The following is a 17,915-nucleotide window of genomic DNA, read 5'->3' as shown; positions in this document are numbered from 1 at the left end:
AGGGGCGATTGAATCGCCCCTTTTTTGTGGGCGCGTGATTTACAGCGGCGCCAACCGGTAAACCCGCTCCTCCAGCCGCGTGACACCGCCCTGGGCGAACTTCGGGCTCTCGGCCAGGATATCCCGCTGCTCCAGGACGCTCAGGCGCCAGTGCACTCCCAGCAGCCCACGGACTTCATCGTCGCTCACGGCAAACGGCGGGCCTGCCTTCAGGGCCTGCTCATAGTCCAGGCTGATCAGCAGGCCACTGTCCACCTGCGGCGCAATCGCCTGCAAATGCGCGGCATAGCGCTCGCGCATCAACGGCGGCAAGGCGATCAGCGCCGCCCGGTCGTAGAGGGCCGTGCAGCCCGCCACATCTTCGCGGCTCAACTCGAAGAAGTCACCGCACCACAGCTCGATAGCGCCTGCCTGATACACCTTGAAGCTACCCCGTTGGCTGACTTGCGCAACCAGGCGCTGCTCCTGGAAAAACTCTTCAATGGCCTTTTCCGACAGCTCCACCCCCAGGACTCGATGCCCCTGGTTCGCCAGCCAGACCAGATCCAGGCTCTTGCCACATAGCGGCACCAGCACCCCCACCCCGCTGGCCAACCCCAGGCCCGGCCAGTGTCGCTGCAAATAGGGATTGACCTCGGGCAGGTGAAAGCCGATCTGATTACGTGCCCAGCGGTCATGCCAAAAGGTGGAGTCCATGAATAATCCTGAAAATTCGATCAAATAGCGCTAAAACTTATATTAGATTTAGATCAATGATCTGATTGAAGATGGTCCCATCTTAACCTTGAGGACCCCACTCATGCTGCCCAGCCTGTTTATTTCCCACGGCTCGCCCATGCTTGCCCTGCAACCCGGCGCCAGCGGGCCGGCCCTTGCACGCCTGGCGGCGGACTTGCCACGCCCCAAGGCAATCGTGGTGATGTCCGCACACTGGGAAAGCCGTGAACTGCTGGTCAGCGCCAGCCCCGCCCCAGAGACCTGGCACGACTTCGGCGGCTTCCCCCGCGAACTGTTTGCCGTGCAGTATCCGGCACCGGGTGATCCGGCACTGGCCCAGCAGATCGTCGAGTTGCTCATCGCCGATGGCTTGCAAGCCCGCCTCGATCACCAGCGCCCGTTCGACCATGGCACCTGGGTGCCGCTGTCGCTGATGTACCCGGCGGCCGACATCCCTGTGGTGCAGGTCTCCCTGCCCAGCCATATGGGCCCCGTCCTGCAAACCCGCATCGGCCAGGCACTGCGCGGCTTGCGCGAACAGGGCGTGCTGTTGATCGGCTCGGGCAGCATCACCCATAACCTCGGCGAACTGGACTGGCAGGCCGGGCCGCAAAGCATCGAGCCCTGGGCACGGGAGTTCCGCGACTGGGTCGTCGACCAACTCGGCGCCGAGGATGAAGCTGCCTTGCACGACTACCGCCGCCAGGCACCCCATGCAGTGCGCAGCCATCCCAGCGATGAGCACTTGTTGCCACTGTATTTCGCGCGCGGTGCGGGCGGGCAGTTCAGTGTGGTCCACCAGGGGTTCACCCTGGGAGCCTTGGGGATGGATATCTATCGTTTTGCTTAACCACGGTTTTTTGTAGGGCCCCGGGGAAACCCAGGCAAAAAAAATCCCCGAACCAGTCGGGGATTTTTTATGTTCGATCAATCAACCCGAGGGCTGATCAATCTTCGCGATAGCGACGCAGCTTGAGCTGCTTGCCGGCAACGCGGGTGTCTTTCAGCTTGGCCAGCAACTTCTCCAGGCCATCTTCCGGCAGCTCAACCAGAGAGAAGCTGTCACGCACCTGGATGCGACCGATCGCTTCACGTGCCAGGCCACCCTCGTTGAGGATAGCGCCCAGCAGGTTCTTGGCAGCGATGCCATCACGCGCACCCAGCGCGGTACGGCAACGAGCACGGCCTTCGGCCAATGGAACCGGCGCACGACGCTCACGATCACCACGGTCCGGACGGTCGCCAGTACGCTCTGGACGATCACCGCGCGGGGCGTTGTTCGGCACCAGTGGACGTTCTTTCTCGATCGCCGCCAGGGTCAGTGCCTGACCGTTGGTAGCCTTGCGCAGCAGGGCTGCAGCCAGGGCGCGTGGGGTGCAACCGATATCGGCGGTCAGGCGGTCCAGCAGGTCGCCGTGGGTCGATTCAGCGTCAGCCACCAGCGGCGACAGGCTGTTGGTCAGTTTCTTGATGCGGGCATCGAGAACGGCCTGGGCATCCGGCAGGCGGACTTCGGCAACTTTCTGACCGGTTACACGCTCGATCACTTGCAGCATGCGGCGCTCACGCGGAGTCACCAGCAGCAGTGCACGACCTTCGCGACCGGCACGGCCGGTACGGCCGATACGGTGAACGTAGGACTCTGGGTCGTACGGCATGTCAACGTTGAACACGTGGGTGATACGTGGAACGTCGAGACCACGGGCAGCTACGTCGGTCGCCACAACGATGTCCAGACGGCCATCCTTGAGAGAGTCGATGACGCGCTCACGTTGGTTCTGGGCAATGTCACCGTTCAGCGCAGCGGCTTTGTAGCCTTTGGCTTCCAGGGCACTGGCCAGGTCCAGGGTCGCTTGCTTGGTGCGCACGAACATGATCAGGGCGTCGAAATCTTCGACTTCCAGCAGGCTCAATACAGCCGAGGTCTTCTGGTCAGCGTGAACCAACAGGTGAGCCTGTTCGATCGCGGTAACGGTCTGGGTCTTGGTCTGGATCTTCACGTGTTGCGGATCGCGCAGATGGCGTTCGGCAATGGCACGGATCGACTGTGGCAGGGTAGCCGAGAACAGTACGGTCTGACGGGTCGGTGGCAGCGCCTTGAAGATGACTTCCAGGTCATCCATAAAGCCCAGCTTCAACATTTCGTCAGCTTCGTCGAGAACCAGGTGGTTCACGGTCGACAGGACTTTTTCGTCACGACGCAGGTGGTCGCACAGACGGCCCGGCGTGGCGACAACAATCTGTGCGCCATTACGGATTGCTTTCAGTTGTGGGCCCATAGGCGCGCCGCCGTAAACGGCCACAACGGTAACGCCCGGCATTTGCTTGGCGTAGGTTTCGAAAGCGGTTGCTACTTGCAGCGCCAACTCACGGGTTGGCGCCAGGATCAGGGCTTGCGGCTCGCGCTTGGCAGGATCGATGCAGTGCAGGATTGGCAGGGCGAACGCGGCGGTTTTACCGGTACCGGTTTGCGCCTGGCCAATCATGTCTTGGCCGGCCATGATGATCGGGATCGATTGCTGCTGAATAGCCGAAGGTTCTTCGTAGCCGGTCGCAATGACGGCAGCAAGAATGTTCGGGTTAAGATTAAAAGCGGCGAAGCCGCCGGTTTCCTGGGTCATGGGTCTGCCTCTAAGTGCATCCGCAAAGACCCATGCTCCAAAGCTGCGCATGCCGTGTTGAGACTCAAGAGTCGCCCTGGCTGCTTTGTCGGCGGGGATTTGCGAAAACGAATGAATGAAAAAGATTCGTCAAGGGAGAGTCCGCTGTGCGGACGTGCAGCCGAAGCTGACTTCGGGGAATTGCGCTACCTAAACGCGGCCCGGTTAAAGGCCGGCGCGCACTATACCGGAAATCCCTGAAAAAGGGAGCTTTTTTTATCGGAAAAGGCCATTCCACTGCTCTGTGTCACTGGCTTTGCGCATCTTCGCAGGAACGTCTATTTTTCAAAGGCCCGGCCCCGTTGGTCATTGCGCTTAAACGCTTCACCTTTTGCAGTGGGCCCTTCGGTCCGAAACTGCCTTTCGCGCCCGAGGATGCCCCCATGAGTCAAGCCAGTAGCAGCCGCGTCAGCCGTGAACTACAAGGGCATGTCCTGCTGCTGGGGCTCGATCGGGTCGCCAAGCGCAACGCCTTTGACCTCGATCTGCTCAACGAACTGAGCCTGGCCTATGGCGAATTCGATCGTAATGAAGAAGCGCGGGTGGCCGTGGTGTTCGGGCATGGCGAGCATTTCACCGCCGGACTGGACCTGATCAACGTCGCCCACACCATGGCCCAAGGCTGGCAGCCGCCGCTGGGAGGTTGCGACCCGTGGGGCGTGTTCGCCGGGCCCAGGGTCAGCAAGCCGGTGATCGTTGCCGCACAGGGCTATTGCCTGACCATCGGTATCGAATTGATGCTCGCGGCAGATATCAACCTGTGTGCCAGCAATACGCGCTTTGCGCAGATGGAAGTGCAGCGCGGGATCTTTCCTTTTGGTGGTGCCACCCTGCGCCTGCACCAGATCGCCGGCTGGGGCAACGCCATGCGCTGGCTGCTGACGGGCGATGAGTTCGATGCCCATGAAGCTTTAAGACTGGGACTGGTGCAAGAGGTCATGGCCAGCGAGGACCTGCTGCCTCGAGCACTGACCCTGGCCAACCGGATTGCCAGCCAGGCACCGCTGGGCGTGCAGGCGACGTTGACATCGGCGCGCCAGGCGCGGGATGAAGGCGAGAGCGCTGCGGCGGCCGGGTTGCCGGTGCTGGTCGAAAAACTGCTTAACAGCGAGGATGCCAAGGAAGGGGTGCGGGCGATGCTGGAGAAGCGGCCGGGGGTATTCAAGGGGTTGTGAGCAGGCAGTGATGGCCTCATCGTGAGTAAGTCGAATCGGCGCACCGTCCCATTTGACTGCGTACACCTGTGGGCTTGCCCGCGATGAGCATAGGTCTCTACACAACTCTCTTCTCGGTATGTGTACATAGCCATTGCTGCGGTAACGGCGGCTATTGGTTCCGCCCTGACGGCGGCTCACTTTCGAAAAGCGCGAAAATAACCAAAGCGCTTTTGCCACCACTCGGTGCCTCGCCTAGGCTCGGCATGCCCGCAGCAACAGATATGTACACAAACCTGAGAAGCACCAAAGAGATGTGCAGAGACCTGGGCCGCAATGCGGCCAGTCCAGGCAACTAAGTCGCCGGACGAACCGCCTTGATCAAGGCCTGCAACGAATACCCCAGGCGCGGCGCCAGCGCCTCGGCCCGCGCAGACACCGCCGCCAGGTCCAGCGTCTGGTCCAGCTCCGCCGGCACGATCAGGATCACATTGCCCTCCTTCACCGGCAGCTCCCAGTAATGCCGATGATAAAGCCCACGCAACAACGCAGCGCCCAGGGGCTTGCCATCATCGGTGGCCCATTGATTGATCACCAGCCAACCACCAGGGTTGAGCTTCTTCTGGCAGTTCTCCAGGAAGGTCCAGGCCAGGTGGCCAACCCCCGGCCCCACATCGGTATACAAGTCGACGAAAATCAGGTCCGCCGGCTCCGCCGTCTCCAGCAACTCCAGCGCATCGCCCACGCGGATGTACAACCGCGGATCATCATCCAGCCCCAGGTATTCGATGGCCAGGCGCGGTACATCCGGGCGCAGTTCAATGGCTTCGACATCTTCCAGGGGCAGGAACTTGAGGCAGGCCTGGGTCAGCGTCCCCGCCCCCAGGCCAAGGAACAGCGCACTTTCGGGATGCTCGTGGCACAAGGCGCCAATCAACATGGCACGGGTGTAGTCATACTCCAGCCAGCTTGAATCGGCGGTGAACACACAGCTCTGCTCGATGGCATCGCCAAACTCGAGAAAGCGGTAATCGGCCACTTCCAGCACACGGATCATGCCGAAGTCATCGTGGACCTCAGCCAACAGGCGCTCGACGCGCTCCTCAGTCATTTCATCTCCTAATGGGCCCGGGCACGGGTTCAAGCCGCCTGGTAGCAAGCGGGAAAGGCGCGATTGTCGGCCAAGCGGCGCCAGCAGGTCACGCACTAATTGCTGATAACATGCACGTTCCCGACATTCATTCGAGTTCACGATGAGCCAACCCTGGAGCCCCGACAGCTGGCGCGCCCTGCCGATCCAGCAACAACCCCACTACCCTGACGCCGCGCACTTGCTGCAGGTCGAGCAGAGCCTGGCCAGTTACCCGCCGCTGGTGTTCGCCGGTGAAGCCCGGGAGTTGCGCCGCCAGTTTGCCGAAGTGACCCAGGGTCGCGCATTCCTGCTGCAAGGTGGCGACTGCGCCGAGAGCTTTGCCGAGTTCTCCGCTGCAAAAATCCGCGACACCTTCAAAGTGCTGCTGCAGATGGCCATTGTCATGACCTTCGCCGCCGGCTGCCCGGTGGTCAAGGTCGGGCGCATGGCCGGCCAGTTCGCCAAGCCGCGCTCGGCCAACGATGAAACCATCGACGGCATCACCCTGCCCGCCTACCGTGGCGATATCGTCAACGGTATTGGCTTCGACGAGAAAAGCCGCGTCCCGGATCCGGACCGCCTGTTGCAGTCCTACCACCAGTCCACCGCGACCCTGAACCTGCTGCGAGCCTTCGCCCAGGGCGGTTTTGCCGACCTGCACCAGGTGCACAAGTGGAACCTGGACTTTATCGCCAACTCTGCGCTGGCCGACAAGTACAGCCAACTGGCAAACCGCATCGACGAAACCCTGGCCTTCATGCGCGCCTGCGGCATGGACAGCTCGCCACAATTGCGCGAGACCAGTTTCTTCACCGCCCACGAAGCGCTGCTGCTCAACTACGAGCAAGCCTTTGTGCGTCGTGACAGCCTGACCAACGACTACTACGACTGTTCGGCCCATATGCTGTGGATCGGCGACCGTACACGCCAGCTCGATGGTGCCCACGTCGAGTTCCTGCGCGGGGTGAACAACCCGATCGGGGTCAAGGTCGGCCCGAGCATGAACCCCGAGGATCTGCTTCGCCTGATCGACATTCTCAACCCGGACAACGATCCTGGGCGCCTGAACCTGATCGCACGCATGGGCGCCAACAAGGTCGGCGACCACCTGCCCAACCTGATCCGCGCCGTGCAGCGCGAAGGCAAGCAGGTGTTGTGGAGCAGCGACCCGATGCATGGCAACACCATCAAGGCCAGCAGCGGCTACAAGACCCGGGACTTCGCGCAGATCCTCAGTGAAGTGAAGGAATTCTTCCAGGTCCATGAAGCCGAAGGCACTTATGCCGGCGGGATTCATATTGAAATGACCGGGCAGAATGTCACCGAGTGCATCGGCGGTGCGCGGCCGATTACCGAGGATGGCTTGTCGGACCGGTACCACACCCATTGCGACCCGCGGATGAATGCCGATCAGTCGCTGGAGCTGGCGTTCCTGATTGCCGAGACGTTGAAGCAGGTCAAACGCTAGGCAGGTGTGGCCTGAACCAACGCTATCGCGAGCAAGCCGGGCTCCCACCACGGTCAATATGGGAGCCGGGCTCGCCCGCGATAGCGTCCTATCTGCCAGCCTCCATTGCCAGCATTGCCACCCGCAACCGGGCTGCGCTGTGCCGCTGACAATTGATCTGCACCTGCTCCAACCCCAGCCAATCCGCCATCTGCCGCAGGCTCAACGCCAGTGCCAACATCCCCGCCTCATCCAACCCTGGCTCTTCCTCATGCACGGCATGCACTGCCAACCGCGCATTGGCACGCTCGGCGCGCAGGTCCACCCGTGCGGCGATGCGTTCGTTGTGCAGGAACGGCAGCACGTAATAGCCGTACACCCGCTTGTCCTGCGGGGTGTAGATCTCCAGCCGATAGCGAAAGTCGAACAGGCGCTCGGTACGGCTACGCTCCCAGATCAATGAATCAAAGGGCGACAGCAAGGCACTGGCTGTCACCTTGCGCGGGACCGTTGGCTCGGGCAGGCAATACGCCGGCTGTTTCCAACCCTGGACCTGGCAGACCTGCAATTGCCCATCCTCGACCAAGTCGGCGAGGCGCCCACGACCCTCTGCCGGGGTCAGGCGAAAATAATCGCGCAGGTCCTTTTCCGTGGCGATACCCAGCGCCGTCGCGGCATGCAGCAACAGGCCACGCTGGGCACTGTGCTCGCTCAAGGGTGCCTGTTGCAGAATCGCTGCCGGGATAACCCGCTCCGGCAGGTCGTACAGCCGCTCGAAACCACGGCGCCCGGCCACCGTCACCAGTCCTGCGGCAAACAGCCATTCCAGGGCCTGCTTTTCATCACTCCAGTCCCACCACGGCCCGGCGCGCTCTTCACGGGTCGACAGGCTGCCCGCCCCCAACGCACCCTGCTGTTCGACGATGGCCAGCACGCGGCGGATGGTCGCCTGTTGCTCGCGCCCAAAACGCGCCATCTGCTGATAGATCCCCTGCCCCTCGGACGCCCGCTGCATGCGCCAGCGCATCAGCGGATACAGCGCCATCGGCAGCAGCGAGGCCTCATGCCCCCAATACTCGAACAGCGTACGCTTGCGCCCCTGGCTCCAGGCCGCCTGTTCCAGCAGCAACGGCGAGTAATGACCCAGGCGGGAAAACAGCGGCAGGTAGTGGGAGCGCACCACGGCATTGACCGAGTCGATCTGCAACACACCCAGGCGCTCGATCAGACGATTGACCTGGGCTGCCTTGATCTGTGCGGGCGGCTGGCGCCCGGAAAAGCCTTGGGCCGCCAGTGCCAGGCGGCGTGCTTGCTTGAGGGAAAAGCGCAGTTCTGCGGGCATGTGCATCTCCTGATTACGCCCGCAGACTGTAGCGCGGTGGCCGTCATTTACCCAACGGGTCATTCCACACAAACCGGTGGCGTTCATGCTCGACATCCGCCCGGGTCAAGCCAATATCCTTGAGTGAGTCATCACTCATTTCTGCCAGGACCTGACGCTCGCGCTGCACGGCGTACCAACGGCAAACCCTTTGAAACACCCCGGCCAACGGGCGTTTCACCAACAACACATAACCTCTTTGACCCTTCATCATCTCGCCCTCCAGTGGGGATGACTAAAGTCTGGGCCTGGGGCTATGATCAATCCAACGAATGTTTTTTATGCAACACATCTCAGAGATTGATCAATTGAACAACTACCCGAGCATTGATACCGACGTGCTGCGCACCTTCGTCGCCATCGCCGACCAGGGTGGTTTCACCCGCGCCGGCGAGAAGGTCAACCGCACCCAATCGGCGGTCAGTATGCAAATGAAGCGTCTGGAGGAGGACGTGTTGCAGCGCAAGTTGTTCGAGCGTGATGGCCGGCAGGTCAGGCTTACGCCCGAGGGCCAGGTGTTGCTGGGGTATGCGCGGCGCATCCTGAAGCTGCACAGCGAGGTGTTCAATACCTTGCGCGAGCCGCATATGGTCGGGCTGGTGCGCATCGGCACCCCGGACGACTACGTGATGCGCTACCTGCCCGGTATCCTCAAGCGCTTTTCCAAGGCCTACCCGCTGATCCAGATTGAGATGCACTGCGAAGGCACGCCCGTGTTGATGCAGCGACGTGACCTGGCGTTGACCGTGGTCAGCCGTGAACCGGGGAATGAAATCGGCGAACAGCTGCGCAACGAGCGCATGGTCTGGGTGGCGTCACCGTGCTTCTGCGTGGATGAACACGAGACCCTGCCCCTGGCGATCGCCGGCCTGGACAGCTTTTGCACGCAATGGGCGCGCGCCTCGCTGGAGGCCGTGGGGCGCGAGTATCGCCTGGCCTACCACAGCTCCAACGGTGCGGCGATCCAGGCCGTGGTGGGTGCGGGGCTGGCGGTGACGGTGATGATGGAAAGCCTGGTCACCGACGATCTGCGGATACTCGGCAGTGACGAAGGTTTCGGCCCACTGCACACGGTCAACTTGCGCCTGCTGCGCAACCCGAATATGACCTCGCCCATCACCGAGTGCCTGGCCGAGTACATCCTCGAAGGCTTCAGACTTTAAAGGTCAACATCACCGCGCATACCACCAGGAAGCCGCAGAACAAACCGCGCAGCAGGCGCTCCGGCAACGCGTGGGCGATTTTCACCCCCCAACTGATACTCAGCAGCCCGCCGACCGCCAGGGGCACGCCGATCAGCCAATCCACTTCCTGGTGCCAGGCATAAGTCACCAGGGTGACGCCGGTGCTGGGCAAGGCCAGTGCCAGGGACAGGCCCTGTGCAACCACCTGGGTGGTGCCGAACACGCTGGTCAACACCGGTGTGGCAACCACCGCGCCGCCAACACCAAACAGGCCCCCCATGGATCCCGACGCCGCGCCCAATACCCCCAGCCACGGCCAGGAATAGCGCATCTGCGCCGAAGGTGGCGCATTGCTGGTGACCATGCGCACCAGGTTGTACGCCGACAGGGCCACCAAAAATGCGATAAAACCAATGCGCATCACGCCCGCATCAATGCCTACCGCCCAGATCGAACCCAGCCAGGCAAAGCAAAACCCCGTGATGCCAAGCGGCAAGGCATGGCGCAGCTCAATGCGGTTGCGCTGGTGATAACGCCACAGCGCCAACATCACATTGGGCACGACCATCACCAGCGCAGTGCCTTGGGCGATTTGCTGATCCAGGCCAAACAAGACGCCCAGCACCGGAATCGCGATCAGCCCGCCACCAATGCCAAACAGCCCGCCGACGGTACCCAGGGCTATGCCCAGCACCACATACATCGCCATATCCACCACAACCGTACCCCTGCACCGTCTCAAGCCCTGCATGCTACGCAGTCCACTCTGGTATGGAAACGCACAGCAACGCACAATGGCTATGCCAAATCCGCACAAGCGAATCCCCCCCATGAACCCTACGACCTTGACCGATCAACTGGGCCTGTTCCTCGACGTGCTGGAGGCCGGAAGCTTTTCCGCAGCGGCGCGGCGCCATCCGCTGACGCCCTCGGCCGTGGCCCGGCGGATCGACAGCCTGGAAAGCGCCCTGGGCAGCCAGCTGTTCCTGCGCAGTACCCATGCGGTGCTGCCCACCCCCGCCGGCCTGGCATTTGCCGAGCGGGCGCGGCGGATTGTCCGGGAGTTGCAACTGGCGCGAGCCGAGGCGGTATCACTCAGCCATGCGCCCGAGGGCCTGATTCGCGTGGATGCGCCCGCCGCGTTTGGCCGGCGACACCTGGCGCCGGCAATCGCGGACTTTCTGACGGTCTATCCGGGCCTGGACGTGCACCTGCATCTGATCGACAGTTTTGTCGACATGCAGGGCGAGCACCTGGGCAAGGTCGACCTGGTGCTGCGGGCCGGACATATCGTCGACACACGGCTGATCGCCACGCCTTTGGCCAGCATCGTGCGAATCGCCTGCGCCAGCCCGGCCTACCTGAAAAACCGTGGCACGCCGGCCCATCCCAGCCAACTCAACGAACACGACGGCCTGGACTGGGAAGGTCTGGCGCCGATGTTCGCCTGGCGTTTTGAACTGGATGGTCGCAAGAACACCTACCGCCCACAGCGCATCCGCATGAGCGCCAACAATGCCGAAGCCCTGCTATCGGGCGCTCTGGCCGGACTGGGCATCGCTCACCTGCCCACCTGGCTGACCAGTGAGTACCTGGTGCGCGGCGAACTGGTGCCGTTATTCTGCGAAAACGGCCTGCCGACCGCAGAAACCGCCGGCATCTACGCCCTGCGCCTGGAACAGCAAGCCAATGCTCGCAGCCGTCTGCTGCTGGAGTACCTCAAGAGCCGTTTCAGCCCCGTCCCGCCGTGGGATCTGGCGTTGCAAAGTGGTTGGGGCTGACTGCGGCTGCAGAATTGTCTGGCGCGTTAAAGATTTGGCCGCTAGATTCCAGATCAAATACGCTTTAAGGCACCGCCATGACCCACTCTTGCGACGCCCTGCTCCTCGACAACCAACTGTGCTTCGCCCTGCACTCCACCTCGTTGTTGATGACCAAGGTCTACAAACCCCTGCTGCAGGCCCTTGGCCTGACCTACCCGCAGTACTTGGCCATGATGGTGTTGTGGGAACAAGATGGTTTGACCGTGGGTGAAATCAGCAATCGCCTGCTCACCGATCCGGGCTCACTGACCCCACTGCTCAAGCGCCTGGAAGCCGAAGGCCTGTTAAGCCGCACCCGCAGCCGCGCCGATGAGCGTGTGGTCGTGGTGGAGTTGACCGAGGCTGGCCGAGCACTGCGGGACAAGGCCATGGATGTTCCCCCCTGCATCCTTGGCGCCAGCGGCCTGCAGATGGAACAACTGCAGAAGCTGCAAGCCGACTTGCTGGAGCTGCGCAGGAATCTGCAGGCCAGCGTCTAACCGCCCCCACAGGTGATCACGATCACTTCAAAAATTTATATTGCGCGCTAAACATTTGCGCGATACATTCATCTCGCCACTTACTTTGCGCGCAAACCTTTAGCGCAAAAACAAGCGAGGAATCCCTGATGCAAACCCTCTATACCGCAGTAGCCACCGCCACCGGCGGCCGAGATGGTCGTGCCGTTTCCAGCGACAGCATCCTCGATGTCAAGCTCTCTACCCCTAAAGAGCTGGGCGGCGCGGGCGGCCAAGCCACCAACCCGGAACAACTGTTCGCTGCTGGCTATTCGGCCTGCTTTATCGGCGCCCTGAAATTCGTCGCCAGCCAGAGCAAACGCAAAATCCCCGATGATGGTTCGATCACCGCCCACGTCGGCATCGGCCAGATTCCCGGTGGTTTTGGCCTGGACATCGACCTTCACATATCCCTGCCCGGCCTGGCGCAAGATGAAGCACAGAGCCTGGTAGACGCTGCACACCAAGTCTGCCCGTACTCCAACGCTACCCGTGGCAATGTGGATGTGCGCTTGCATGTCACGGTGTGACAGGTAAACAGGCATAAAAAAACCCGACTCTTGGTCGGGTTTTTTATTGGTAACACCAGAATTACTTCTTGGCGCGACCTTTGTACGAACCACCTTCACGGGTGTCGATTTCGATCAGGTCGTCGATTTCGATGAAATCAGCAACTTGCAGTTCGGTACCGTTAGACAGCTTGGCAGGCTTCATCACTTTGCCCGAAGTGTCGCCGCGAGCGGAACCTTCGGTGTAGGCGACCTTACGCACGATGGTGGTCGGCAGCTCTACGGAAACCAGGCGCTCTTCGAAGAAAATGGCTTCGCAGACGTCTTCCATGCCTTCTTCGATGAACGGCAGAACAGCTTCGATATCTTCAGCGTTCAGCTCGTACATGGTGTAGTCGGTAGTATCCATGAACGTGTAGGTGTCGCCGCTGATGAACGACAGGGTCGCTTCTTTGCGGTCGAGGATCACGTCATCCAGTTTGTCATCGGCGCTGTAGACGATCTCGGTCTTGTAACCGGTCAGCAGGTTCTTCAGCTTGGTCTTCATGATTGCGCTGTTACGACCAGACTTGGTGAACTCAGCTTTCTGAACCAGCCAAGGGTCGTTTTCGAGACGGATCACTGTACCGGGTTTCAGTTCTTTACCAGTTTTCATTACGAATATCCGAAATTTGGATGGGATTTACAAAAATCAAGGTCGCGTATCATATCCAATTTTCATAAAAGTGTACCAGCGCCGTCGCAAGATCGGCCTGCAAGGCCTGTTCCAGACACCATTTTTCGGCATGTGCGGTCACCTCAGGCCAATGCTCAAGGAGCATTTTCCAGTTGGCGGCCATGTCAGCGTCCGTGTTCCAGGCTTGCCAAAGGGCAATCAGTGCACCTTTGGCTACGGGTGACAGGCCCTCGGTGTAGCGCTCAAGGAATGCATCGAGCTTGTCCAGGTGAATGTCTTCATCCTGACGGTAGATATGCCACAACAGCGGGCGCCCGGCCCATTGCGCACGGACGAAGGAATCCTCGCCGCGCACCGCATTGAAGTCGCAGCACCACAACAGGCGGTCGTACTGCTCCTGGCGCACGAACGGCAGCACCTGCACCGTCAGCGCGCCACGCAGGTGTACCTGCCCCACGCCCAGCGCCTCGACGCCCAGCCAGCGCTGCACATCACCAAGGATGCGCCCTTCCGGCACCAGCAGATGGGTGGGCTGCCCGTCGGCCGCCAACACCTCTAGCCAACTGGCCAGGCCGGCATTTTCGTAGGCAAACAGCGAGATCAATCGTGCGCCCGCCACAGGAACAACGCCCAAACCCTGTAGGAATTGTTGCTGAGCCTGGGAATCACGCTGAAACGCCTGACGCTGCTCGATCAACCCGGCCTCACGCAGCAAGCCCCCGGTGCCGGGACGGAATCCCGGAAAGAAGAAGTACTTTTGCACGCCCTTGAACTTGACCGACGGCAAGCCATGGCAACCGACCACCCACTCTTCGGCGCTCAGGTAATCCAGGTTCATCCACAGCGGGGTGCGCTCGCGAGCGGCCATGGCTTCCATGTAGTCCGGGGGCAACTGGCAGGCAAAGGCGGCGATCACCACGTCCGCCGCCGGCGTGGTAGGCCAGTGCGCCGGCCAGTGGCGCACGTCCACGCCCTCCTGCCACTGCTGCGCCGCCTGCACATCAACCTCAGGGCACATGCGCTCGAACGCCCGCAGGTCATCGACCCACAACCGCACCGCACAGCCCTGTTCCGCCACCAATTGCCGGGCCAGGCGCCAGGTCACGCCGATGTCGCCGTAGTTATCGACGACGCTGCAAAAAATATCCCAGCGGGCTTTCATTCCGGGCTCCATCAGTCAAAGGCTCGATTGTCCGCATAATTGCCGCCATGCAGAAGGGTTGATCGCGATTATTCTGCACGCTGGCTATGCGACAATCCCCAGCTCGCCGCAAACGCCCGCCAGGAGGCCGCCATGTCCGATCGCCCGTTGTCGATGTTCAAACTCAGTATTGCCGTGGCCCTGGGCCTGTGGCTGGGCTTTGTCGCCATCGCCCTGACCGGCTGGCTGGCCTCGCGCTACCTGCTTGAACAACCCGTGGCCACCGTCACCCAGGCCGTGCAGCAACTGGGCAAACCACCTGCCGTGACGCCCGAGCCACCGAACCGGATGTTTGAGCAATACCAACAAAACCTGCACAAGCAGGAACAGCAGCAGGTGCTGGATCAGGCCCAGGACAACCCACGCAACCTGTCCAACCCCAAATGCCAGTTCTGGCTCCAGCAGGACCAGAACGCCCCCAGCGACAAGAGCCGGGCCAACGTCCTGCAATTTTGTGATTGAGCCGAAAACCGCCCATGAATAAACACGCCGTCCTCCAGTTGATCCTGGAAAAACTCGTCGCCGATCTGGATGTGGCACAACGCGCCGCGCAAACTGCCTACGAAACCGCAACCCACGAAGAAAACATCGCCGAAAACAAGTACGACACCCTGGGCCTGGAAGCGTCTTACCTGGCTGCCGGGCAAGCCAAACGCGTCGAGGAGATCAAGCAGTCACTGGCGCTGTGCCAGAACCTCAACCTGCGTCCCTACGATGAACAACGGGGTATCGAGGTGGGCGCCCTGCTCGGCCTGGAAGATGACGACGGCCGCCAGCAATGGCTGTTCCTGGCGCCGGACGCGGCAGGCCTGAAAGTCTATGTGGTGGGGCAATTGGTGACCGTCATCACCCCTCGCTCGCCGCTGGGCAAAAGCCTGCTGGGCAAGTTCGAGGGAGATGAGGTGGAGATTACGGTGGCGGGCGCCCGGCAACAATTCGTGGTGACCGAGGCCCGCTAGGCCGATCAGTGAACCGGCAGTTCAATGCCGTCGAACAGCTCTTCCAGTTCCTGCTTGTTGTGGCACTGGATCGCCTTGGCCATGATTTCACGGGTCAGGTGCGGGGCGAACTTCTCGATGAAATCGCACATGAAGCCACGCAGGAACGTGCCACGACGGAAGCCGATCTTGGTCACGCTGGACTCGAACAACTCACTGGCATCCAGTACCACCAGGTCGCTGTCGAGCTTGGTATCGACGGCCATCTTGGCCACGATACCGACGCCCAGGCCCAGGCGCACGTAGGTCTTGATCACGTCGGCGTCAGCTGCGGTAAACACCACTTTGGGCGTGAGGCCGCGATGGCTGAAGGCTTCGTCGAGCTTGGAGCGGCCGGTGAAGCCGAACACGTAGGTGACAATCGGGTATTCCGCCAGCGCTTCCAGGGTCAGCTTCGGCAGTTTGGCCAGTGGGTGGCCCTGGGGTACCACGACGCAACGGTTCCAGCGATAGCACGGCATCATCACCAGGTCGCCGAACAGCTCCAGGGCTTCGGTGGCGATGGCGAAGTCGACGGTGCCGTCAGCTGCCATCTCAGCGATCTGCATCGGCGAACCCTGGTGCATGTGCAAGGCCACGTCCGGGTACTGCTTGATGAACGAGCTGATCACCGGCGGCAGCGCATAACGGGCCTGGGTGTGGGTGGTGGCGATCGACAGGGTGCCTTTTTTCTCGTTGGAGAATTCCTGGGCGATCTGCTTGATGCTTTCTACCTTGCGCAGGATTTCGCCGGCAGTGGTAATGATGCGCTCACCGGCAGGCGTGACGCGGGTCAGGTGCTTGCCGCTGCGGGCGAACACTTCGACGCCCAATTCGTCTTCAAGCAGGCGGATTTGCTTACTAATACCCGGTTGCGAGGTGTAGAGGCTTTGAGCCGTGGCGGAAACGTTGAGGTCGTGGTGCGCCACTTCCCAGATGTAGCGCAGTTGTTGAAGCTTCATATGTGTCCCTCAAAGCAGATAGACGCCACGGATATCAGCGACGGTATATAACTATATTAAAGGTTGGATTGATAAATCTAGAACTTTTTATCGTTTACACCCCATCACACATCATCACTGCGTCGACGTTGCAGCAAAGGCACCAGATAGACCGGCACCTGGGACAACTGCAACACCCGCGCCGCCGTACGCCCCAACGGGGTCGCAGCTCCTGCGCCCTGGCTATGACTCCCTACGATCAACAAATCCACCGAGAGTTTCTGCGCCTGGTCGAGAATCACTTGGGCGGGATCCCCCTGGATCACCCGCACCGAACGAATCACCTGCAAGTCCTGCTCACCGTCCTGCAACTCTTCACGAAAACTGTCCAGCACCCGCTGTTCGATGTTTGCCATCACTGTATTGAGGCCCTGGCTCTGCCATTCGCTCAGGGCCTGTTCATCAAGATAGGTTTGCAGCACCGATTCTGCGAACAGCCCGATCGGCTCCACCACATGAATCACATACAGCTCCGCCTTGAATGTGCGCGCCATCGCCAGCGCATGTTGCATCACGTAAGGCGCATATACACCCAGGTCTGAGGCATACAACATCGACCGAATCATAGAACCTCCTGGACTGCCAGGATGGCGGGGATTGTTTCAGCTTAGCAGCGCCTCCGCGACTGCGATGAACTTAGCTCTCGACCTGGACTTTCGGCTCATTGCTCACGCCATGGGGCACATGCCCGGTGGCCACCACCTCCCTGGCTTTCTCGCAATGGCCGGCCTGATCGTCAAAAAACACGTCGGCGGCGAACGCTTCAAGGAACGCCGATTTTTCCAGGCCGCCAAGAAACAGCGACTCGTCCAGGCGGATATCCCACTCACGCAAGGTGCGGATCACTCGCTCATGGGACGGTGCCGAACGCGCCGTCACCAGCGCGGTGCGGATCGGGCAAGACTCATCGGGGAACTCGCGCTGCAGCAGATTGAGGGCCGCCAGGAAGCCCTTGAATGGCCCACCGCGCAACGGCTCGCGGGCCGCTTGCCGCTCGCTGGCCTGGAACGCTTCCAGGCCGCCGCTTTGGTAGACGCGCTCTGACTCGTCGGAAAACAGCACCGCGTCACCGTCGAAGGCAATCCGCAACTCAGCGCTGGAAGCCCGACGGGCGCCGCCGGACAAAATGGTCGCCGCCGCAAAACCGGCATCCAGCGCGCTGCGCACATCTTCGGCGTGGGTCGAGAGGAACAGGTGGCTGCCAAACGCCGCCAGATAAGGGTGGGGGTTACGCCCACCGACAAAGGCGGCGCGGGAAATATCCAGGCCGTAGTGCTGGATCGAATTGAACACACGCAACCCGGTGTCGGCGCTGTTGCGCGACACCAGCACCACCTCGACCCGCGCACGGCCGAGGCTGGCATTCAGGGTCAGGAGTTTCTTGACCAAGGGGAAGGCATCCCCCGGCTCGAGGATTTCTTCCTCGTGGTCGATCTGATATTTGCGGTAGGCCTCGACGCCCTGGGCCAGATAAACCTTATGGCTTTCACCCAGGTCGAACAGGGCGCGCGAGGAAATCGCCAGCACCAGTTTGTCGCTCATCCCTTTGGCCATGT

20 protein-coding genes are annotated in these 17,915 nt (G+C 61.2%); 9 read left to right on the top strand and 11 right to left on the bottom strand.

Features of this window, described 5'->3' with window-relative positions; all coding sequences use genetic code 11:
- Positions 1 to 39: 39 nt before the first annotated feature.
- Positions 40 to 696 carry a thiopurine S-methyltransferase gene (locus K1X80_RS10660; protein WP_186625776.1) on the bottom strand — a complete coding sequence of 219 codons (657 nt, stop codon included), beginning with the start codon at positions 694 to 696 and terminating at the stop codon, positions 40 to 42.
- Between the two features lie 103 nt (positions 697 to 799).
- On the opposite strand from K1X80_RS10660, the gene K1X80_RS10655 reads away from it, so the two are divergent.
- Entirely contained in the window at positions 800 to 1,567 is a 768-nt protein-coding gene (locus tag K1X80_RS10655; RefSeq protein ID WP_057958938.1) for a class III extradiol ring-cleavage dioxygenase, read from the top strand.
- Between the two features lie 97 nt (positions 1,568 to 1,664).
- Here the strand turns inward: K1X80_RS10655 and K1X80_RS10650 are convergent, their stop codons facing one another.
- Entirely contained in the window at positions 1,665 to 3,338 is a 1,674-nt protein-coding gene (locus tag K1X80_RS10650) for a DEAD/DEAH box helicase (protein ID WP_017136163.1), read from the bottom strand.
- Between the two features lie 422 nt (positions 3,339 to 3,760).
- Between K1X80_RS10650 and K1X80_RS10645 the strand changes: the two genes are divergently transcribed.
- The gene (locus tag K1X80_RS10645; protein WP_057958937.1) at positions 3,761 to 4,552 is read left to right on the top strand and encodes a crotonase/enoyl-CoA hydratase family protein; all 792 of its coding nucleotides are present in this window, start codon (positions 3,761 to 3,763) and stop codon (positions 4,550 to 4,552) included.
- 334 nt (positions 4,553 to 4,886) lie between these two features.
- Here K1X80_RS10645 and K1X80_RS10640 read toward each other — a convergent pair whose 3' ends face one another.
- Positions 4,887 to 5,642 (bottom strand): spermidine synthase, encoded by a 756-nt coding sequence (locus tag K1X80_RS10640; protein WP_220172881.1) that lies wholly within the window; start codon positions 5,640 to 5,642, stop codon positions 4,887 to 4,889.
- A 142-nt stretch (positions 5,643 to 5,784) separates the two neighbouring features.
- Between K1X80_RS10640 and K1X80_RS10635 the strand changes: the two genes are divergently transcribed.
- Complete coding sequence (locus tag K1X80_RS10635) at positions 5,785 to 7,131, top strand: class II 3-deoxy-7-phosphoheptulonate synthase (protein ID WP_057958936.1); 1,347 nt, start codon at positions 5,785 to 5,787, stop codon at positions 7,129 to 7,131.
- Positions 7,132 to 7,219: 88 nt separating this feature from the next.
- Here K1X80_RS10635 and K1X80_RS10630 read toward each other — a convergent pair whose 3' ends face one another.
- Both K1X80_RS10630 and K1X80_RS10625 read right to left on the bottom strand, forming a co-directional pair.
- Entirely contained in the window at positions 7,220 to 8,452 is a 1,233-nt protein-coding gene (locus K1X80_RS10630; protein WP_169989337.1) for a winged helix-turn-helix domain-containing protein, read from the bottom strand.
- Positions 8,453 to 8,495: 43 nt separating this feature from the next.
- Entirely contained in the window at positions 8,496 to 8,702 is a 207-nt protein-coding gene (locus tag K1X80_RS10625; protein WP_186625777.1) for a DUF1127 domain-containing protein, read from the bottom strand.
- A gap of 70 nt (positions 8,703 to 8,772) precedes the next feature.
- On the opposite strand from K1X80_RS10625, the gene K1X80_RS10620 reads away from it, so the two are divergent.
- Complete coding sequence (locus K1X80_RS10620; RefSeq protein WP_120734414.1) at positions 8,773 to 9,654, top strand: LysR family transcriptional regulator; 882 nt, start codon at positions 8,773 to 8,775, stop codon at positions 9,652 to 9,654.
- Here the strand turns inward: K1X80_RS10620 and K1X80_RS10615 are convergent.
- Entirely contained in the window at positions 9,644 to 10,393 is a 750-nt protein-coding gene (locus tag K1X80_RS10615) for a sulfite exporter TauE/SafE family protein (RefSeq protein WP_057439181.1), read from the bottom strand. The genes K1X80_RS10620 and K1X80_RS10615 overlap by 11 nt on opposite strands.
- Before the next feature lie 112 nt (positions 10,394 to 10,505).
- Here K1X80_RS10615 and K1X80_RS10610 point away from each other — a divergent pair, with 112 nt between their 5' ends.
- From K1X80_RS10610 to K1X80_RS10600, 3 genes are all read left to right on the top strand, one after another.
- Complete coding sequence (locus K1X80_RS10610) at positions 10,506 to 11,456, top strand: LysR family transcriptional regulator (RefSeq protein WP_220172880.1); 951 nt, start codon at positions 10,506 to 10,508, stop codon at positions 11,454 to 11,456.
- A gap of 77 nt (positions 11,457 to 11,533) precedes the next feature.
- Positions 11,534 to 11,977: a MarR family winged helix-turn-helix transcriptional regulator gene (locus tag K1X80_RS10605; protein ID WP_057439182.1), complete on the top strand. Its 444-nt coding sequence runs from the start codon at positions 11,534 to 11,536 to the stop codon at positions 11,975 to 11,977.
- A 128-nt stretch (positions 11,978 to 12,105) separates the two neighbouring features.
- Entirely contained in the window at positions 12,106 to 12,525 is a 420-nt protein-coding gene (locus tag K1X80_RS10600; protein ID WP_220172879.1) for an organic hydroperoxide resistance protein, read from the top strand.
- Positions 12,526 to 12,586: 61 nt separating this feature from the next.
- Here the strand turns inward: K1X80_RS10600 and K1X80_RS10595 are convergent, their stop codons facing one another.
- Positions 12,587 to 13,159, bottom strand: coding sequence for an elongation factor P (locus tag K1X80_RS10595; protein ID WP_003172723.1), 573 nt, complete (start codon positions 13,157 to 13,159; stop codon positions 12,587 to 12,589).
- Positions 13,160 to 13,208: 49 nt separating this feature from the next.
- Positions 13,209 to 14,342: an elongation factor P maturation arginine rhamnosyltransferase EarP gene (gene earP, locus K1X80_RS10590; protein ID WP_186625781.1), complete on the bottom strand. Its 1,134-nt coding sequence runs from the start codon at positions 14,340 to 14,342 to the stop codon at positions 13,209 to 13,211.
- Positions 14,343 to 14,474: 132 nt separating this feature from the next.
- On the opposite strand from earP, the gene K1X80_RS10585 reads away from it, so the two are divergent.
- A complete protein-coding gene (locus K1X80_RS10585) occupies positions 14,475 to 14,843 on the top strand; it encodes a hypothetical protein (protein WP_128593372.1) in 369 nt (122 codons plus the stop codon).
- Between the two features lie 14 nt (positions 14,844 to 14,857).
- The gene (locus K1X80_RS10580; RefSeq protein WP_057444675.1) at positions 14,858 to 15,340 is read left to right on the top strand and encodes a GreA/GreB family elongation factor; all 483 of its coding nucleotides are present in this window, start codon (positions 14,858 to 14,860) and stop codon (positions 15,338 to 15,340) included.
- 5 nt (positions 15,341 to 15,345) lie between these two features.
- Here K1X80_RS10580 and cysB read toward each other — a convergent pair whose 3' ends face one another.
- From cysB to K1X80_RS10565, 3 genes are all read right to left on the bottom strand, one after another.
- A complete protein-coding gene (cysB, locus tag K1X80_RS10575) occupies positions 15,346 to 16,320 on the bottom strand; it encodes an HTH-type transcriptional regulator CysB (protein ID WP_057958931.1) in 975 nt (324 codons plus the stop codon).
- Between the two features lie 104 nt (positions 16,321 to 16,424).
- On the bottom strand, positions 16,425 to 16,925 hold the full coding sequence (locus K1X80_RS10570) for a universal stress protein (RefSeq protein WP_057958930.1): 501 nt from the start codon (positions 16,923 to 16,925) through the stop codon (positions 16,425 to 16,427).
- 70 nt (positions 16,926 to 16,995) lie between these two features.
- Positions 16,996 to 17,913: a 5'-nucleotidase gene (locus K1X80_RS10565; protein ID WP_038447487.1), complete on the bottom strand. Its 918-nt coding sequence runs from the start codon at positions 17,911 to 17,913 to the stop codon at positions 16,996 to 16,998.
- Positions 17,914 to 17,915 lie beyond the last annotated feature (2 nt).

Source organism: Pseudomonas sp. So3.2b (genome assembly GCF_019464415.1).
Taxonomy (GTDB): Bacteria; Pseudomonadota; Gammaproteobacteria; order Pseudomonadales; family Pseudomonadaceae; genus Aquipseudomonas; species Aquipseudomonas shahriarae.
The sequence above is the reverse complement of the archived record's forward strand: the minus strand, read 5'-3'. Positions and strand labels throughout refer to the sequence as shown.

Bases quoted from the DNA above. Each gene is read 5' to 3' on its own strand.
- K1X80_RS10660 (WP_186625776.1), bottom strand. From the start codon at position 696: ATGGACTCCACCTTTTGGCATGACCGCTGGGCACGTAATCAGATCGGC.
- K1X80_RS10655 (WP_057958938.1), top strand. From the start codon at position 800: ATGCTGCCCAGCCTGTTTATTTCCCACGGCTCGCCCATGCTTGCCCTG.
- K1X80_RS10650 (WP_017136163.1), bottom strand. From the start codon at position 3,338: ATGACCCAGGAAACCGGCGGCTTCGCCGCTTTTAATCTTAACCCGAAC.
- K1X80_RS10645 (WP_057958937.1), top strand. From the start codon at position 3,761: ATGAGTCAAGCCAGTAGCAGCCGCGTCAGCCGTGAACTACAAGGGCAT.
- K1X80_RS10640 (WP_220172881.1), bottom strand. From the start codon at position 5,642: ATGACTGAGGAGCGCGTCGAGCGCCTGTTGGCTGAGGTCCACGATGAC.
- K1X80_RS10635 (WP_057958936.1), top strand. From the start codon at position 5,785: ATGAGCCAACCCTGGAGCCCCGACAGCTGGCGCGCCCTGCCGATCCAG.
- K1X80_RS10630 (WP_169989337.1), bottom strand. From the start codon at position 8,452: ATGCCCGCAGAACTGCGCTTTTCCCTCAAGCAAGCACGCCGCCTGGCA.
- K1X80_RS10625 (WP_186625777.1), bottom strand. From the start codon at position 8,702: ATGAAGGGTCAAAGAGGTTATGTGTTGTTGGTGAAACGCCCGTTGGCC.
- K1X80_RS10620 (WP_120734414.1), top strand. From the start codon at position 8,773: ATGCAACACATCTCAGAGATTGATCAATTGAACAACTACCCGAGCATT.
- K1X80_RS10610 (WP_220172880.1), top strand. From the start codon at position 10,506: ATGAACCCTACGACCTTGACCGATCAACTGGGCCTGTTCCTCGACGTG.
- K1X80_RS10605 (WP_057439182.1), top strand. From the start codon at position 11,534: ATGACCCACTCTTGCGACGCCCTGCTCCTCGACAACCAACTGTGCTTC.
- K1X80_RS10600 (WP_220172879.1), top strand. From the start codon at position 12,106: ATGCAAACCCTCTATACCGCAGTAGCCACCGCCACCGGCGGCCGAGAT.
- K1X80_RS10595 (WP_003172723.1), bottom strand. From the start codon at position 13,159: ATGAAAACTGGTAAAGAACTGAAACCCGGTACAGTGATCCGTCTCGAA.
- earP (WP_186625781.1), bottom strand. From the start codon at position 14,342: ATGAAAGCCCGCTGGGATATTTTTTGCAGCGTCGTCGATAACTACGGC.
- K1X80_RS10585 (WP_128593372.1), top strand. From the start codon at position 14,475: ATGTCCGATCGCCCGTTGTCGATGTTCAAACTCAGTATTGCCGTGGCC.
- K1X80_RS10580 (WP_057444675.1), top strand. From the start codon at position 14,858: ATGAATAAACACGCCGTCCTCCAGTTGATCCTGGAAAAACTCGTCGCC.
- cysB (WP_057958931.1), bottom strand. From the start codon at position 16,320: ATGAAGCTTCAACAACTGCGCTACATCTGGGAAGTGGCGCACCACGAC.
- K1X80_RS10570 (WP_057958930.1), bottom strand. From the start codon at position 16,925: ATGATTCGGTCGATGTTGTATGCCTCAGACCTGGGTGTATATGCGCCT.
- K1X80_RS10565 (WP_038447487.1), bottom strand. From the start codon at position 17,913: ATGGCCAAAGGGATGAGCGACAAACTGGTGCTGGCGATTTCCTCGCGC.